The organism is Desulfonatronospira sp. (assembly GCA_003563255.1).
In the GTDB taxonomy this organism is placed as follows: domain Bacteria; phylum Desulfobacterota; class Desulfovibrionia; order Desulfovibrionales; family Desulfonatronovibrionaceae; genus Desulfonatronospira.
In genome coordinates, this window is sequence record PWSL01000490.1 from 1 (window position 1) to 3123 (window position 3123).

Sequence of the window (3123 nt, forward strand, 5' to 3'; positions counted from 1 at the left end):
AAAAGCTCTGAGTTTAGTATGATCCCTCACTTTACTCTACCCTCATTCTTTTATAGCTTTAGCTTTCTTCCTTCTTCATTCTTTCCTCTTCTCTTCCGCCTTCAGCCTTATTCCTTCAGTTGATAAGGTTAATTTCAGGACGCTATAAATAAAAAAACCCGCCGGATCGCAACCCGGCGGGGGCCAAGGCAATAAAGATTACCTTGGGGATGATCATTTTATTTTTTAATCTGGAATGTCTGTGCTGTCAACATTCTTATCAAATGTTCAATGATATGTTCCCGTGCCTGAATCCAGCACCTTGGTATGCCCGCAGCAAATTACGCAAGGCCAGAAGGATGATTTCTTTATCTTTTTCCTCCATGGCTGCTTCAAAATATGCTGCAGCTTCTCCAGGATTTTTGAGAGATTCAATCAGATCCTGCTGGTATTGGGTTTCTTGGCGCGTATCCATTTGAATTACAGCTTACTCTGTAAAGAGCAATAAATCAAGGTCACCCATCAATGTCTCAAACTCTCAGCAAACATTTAATCACAGCGGTTTTATTCCCTTTTTTCTTGTCCCCAGGCTCCAGTCTGGGGACATACTGCTTTACGCGGCTCCAGCCGCATCTTCAAAAAGCGGCTGGAGCCGCAAGAGATTAACGTTCCCAGGCTGGAGCCTGGGAACGAGGGGGGGCTTAAAGGCTAAAGGGTTTGAGGCTGAAGGCTGATGGGAAGGGAAGAGAAAGACAAGAAGACTGAAGGTATTTTCCCATCTCTTAATTCTTACTTCAGCCTTCCCCCCTTCAGCCTTCTTGTTTCTCCTCCAGACTTATCACCTTCAACCTCTCTTCCATTACATGGGCAGGAACTTTCTTAATTTGTCCATCTTCCCATATAACTATAGGGGTATTGAACATTTTTGCCCGCTGGACAACTTTATGTGCAGCCTGCAAAAAAGCAGCCTCAGCCTCTTTGACCATAGACAAGGGGCTGTCATTATCCATTGTCGCACTCCTTGGAAATTTTTGTGTAAATATCAGGTTTGAATATTGTGATTCCACCGTTTTCCTCATGAGCTACAAGCTGAGGAGGAAGAAAGGTTGCATTGTATATGCTCATAACATCAATAACAGGTCTGTAAAGGTTGAACAAATTTTTAAGGCCAGCGTAATACCGTCTGATGATAATATCACGAGGCACATTGTGTCCACCTTGACTGACGCGCATCTGAACTCTGGAAATAGCCATGTCTGGATCTGAAAGCCAGAGAAAAAAAAGAAAAACACGGTAATTCCGATTCTTTATGCGCTTTAGCAGTTGAGCATATGATCTTCCAGACAAGGTGGTTTCAAAGGAAAAAGACTTACCTGAGCTTGCAAGTCCATGTACTCTGTTCAGAAAAAGGCGTGCGGCCTGCATATCCTGCGTATGTGGTGCAAAAGGTGAAAGCCCCGCTGCTATGAGGTCTGCATTAACAAACTCATAACATTGAGCAAAATCAGGTAAGAAATTTTCAGCAAAAGTTGTTTTGCCGGCTCCATTTGGTCCGGCAATAATGAATACTTTCGGTTGGTTGCTGTTTGACATTTCAGCTTTCCTCCGCCTTCTTCCCAATCACTGCCTTAACCTCAGCCAATAGACCTCCAAATTTGCCGTAATTTACCTTGACCCCGTCATCCAGGTCCAGGGTGATGCGCTGGTCGGCGTAGTGGCGCAGAAGCTCGTCAAAACTCCTGAGCTCTTCCAGCTTGTCCCGGATGGACTGAATCTCTTTCCTGATCTTGTTTACATTTCCAGTTGACCCTGCTTGATCCAGATCATGCTCCAGGAACTCAATTCTGGCCTTATACTTCCCCATGAGAGGGGTGACGTACATGCCCCTCATCCTGGACAGGGTGGCTTCACTGTAGCGGTGCAGGTAGACCAGGCATTGGAAGGCCCTTTGTTTGCCGCTGGAGAACAGCCAGTAGATGGGGCGCTTCTTATATACTCTCAGGTGGTAGTCCTTGAAGAACGAGGTGCTGATGAACCTCCTTATTGTCTGGATAGGAGCCTCACCCTGTTTAGAACCAAGGCTGTGGGCGATGAACTTCAGGTTTTCATCCAGGTGCTCCTTGGGCCAGGCAGTGACGATAAACTCTTTGAACCTGGTGGTGGCATCGTCCTCAAACCAGTCTTCTTCCATGACCGGGACAATGCCGTCATCATCAGCAGGAAAGGTCTGGTACCTGCCCGGATCAAAGCCTTCATTTGCGCTATGAGCATAAATCAGCCCTGGCTCATCAAGTGAATACCTGCCCATCATGCAGCCTATGGCGTAGGATATGAGCTCCTTCATGGTGTCAGCCCGCAGCATGGCCTCAAGCGCATCCTCTGATTTGCTCCCGCCATAACGGTAATGAGGATTGCAGGTCAGGGTAATCTCGTTCAAAGGCACATCTGGAGTAAGTTCATCCTGCAGGCCATAGGCTTCGATGAAGATACGGTTGTTCTTCTCCTCCAGGCGTTTCATTTCATTGGTCATTTTCTGCCAGTGATTGCGGACATTGGAGTAAGTGGAGTGTATGGTGTTGGATTTGTGGTCAGGGTTGAGCAGAGGAAAGATGGTGAAGTCCCATGAGGTTTCGTATGAGTCCCAGTCGGATTTGGCTTGCTCGATTAATTTCATTGAGTGTATTGTTTTATGTAAACATTTATTTAAAAATAATACTCGGGCAATATCTCCAGGCTGAAAATTAAGTGTTGGTGATAAGAATTCAAGGTATCTGCTCATTATTTTGGAGTTTATGAATCCCCCAATTTGAAATAATTGAGATTCAGCAAATATAGTGCAGCCACCATTATCAAATAAAGCCCCTTTAGGACAATATCTTGCTGAAAACCCTCCTGATGAAACTGTTGTCCATGTGAAACCTTCATGAAAGTAAAAATTTGAGTTTCTGATAGTTGGCTTCTTATTCTTCCAAGAAAGCCTCCTTTTTATCATTTCACCTTCATTTTGCCAATTAACAACATATTCTCGATTTCCATACCATTTTCTGAAATTTCCACCCTTGTTATATGGGAACCATCGTGCTGACCTATCGCTACTATCGAAGCAGATTGTATTTATTGACACTTCATACCACAACCGAAGAA

At 44.7% G+C, this 3123-nt stretch carries 4 protein-coding genes; all 4 read right to left on the bottom strand.

Going from position 1 to position 3123, the window contains the following annotated elements:
- Positions 1-259 precede the first annotated feature (259 nt).
- On the bottom strand, positions 260-454 hold the full coding sequence (locus tag QZP87_RS14340; protein ID WP_291323607.1) for a hypothetical protein: 195 nt from the start codon (positions 452-454) through the stop codon (positions 260-262).
- A gap of 334 nt (positions 455-788) precedes the next feature.
- A complete protein-coding gene (locus tag QZP87_RS14345; RefSeq protein ID WP_291323608.1) occupies positions 789-989 on the bottom strand; it encodes a hypothetical protein in 201 nt (66 codons plus the stop codon).
- The gene (locus QZP87_RS14350; RefSeq protein WP_291323609.1) at positions 982-1572 is read right to left on the bottom strand and encodes a zeta toxin family protein; all 591 of its coding nucleotides are present in this window, start codon (positions 1570-1572) and stop codon (positions 982-984) included. The genes QZP87_RS14345 and QZP87_RS14350 overlap by 8 nt, the downstream gene beginning before the upstream one ends.
- A 1-nt stretch (position 1573) precedes the next feature.
- Positions 1574-3115, bottom strand: a complete 1542-nt coding sequence (pglX, locus tag QZP87_RS14355; RefSeq protein WP_291323610.1) for a BREX-1 system adenine-specific DNA-methyltransferase PglX — start codon at positions 3113-3115, stop codon at positions 1574-1576.
- Positions 3116-3123 lie beyond the last annotated feature (8 nt).

Excerpts from the sequence above, each read along its gene's own strand:
- QZP87_RS14340 (WP_291323607.1), bottom strand. The coding sequence starts at position 454 with ATGGATACGCGCCAAGAAACCCAATACCAGCAGGATCTGATTGAATCT.
- QZP87_RS14345 (WP_291323608.1), bottom strand. The coding sequence starts at position 989 with ATGGATAATGACAGCCCCTTGTCTATGGTCAAAGAGGCTGAGGCTGCT.
- QZP87_RS14350 (WP_291323609.1), bottom strand. The coding sequence starts at position 1,572 with ATGTCAAACAGCAACCAACCGAAAGTATTCATTATTGCCGGACCAAAT.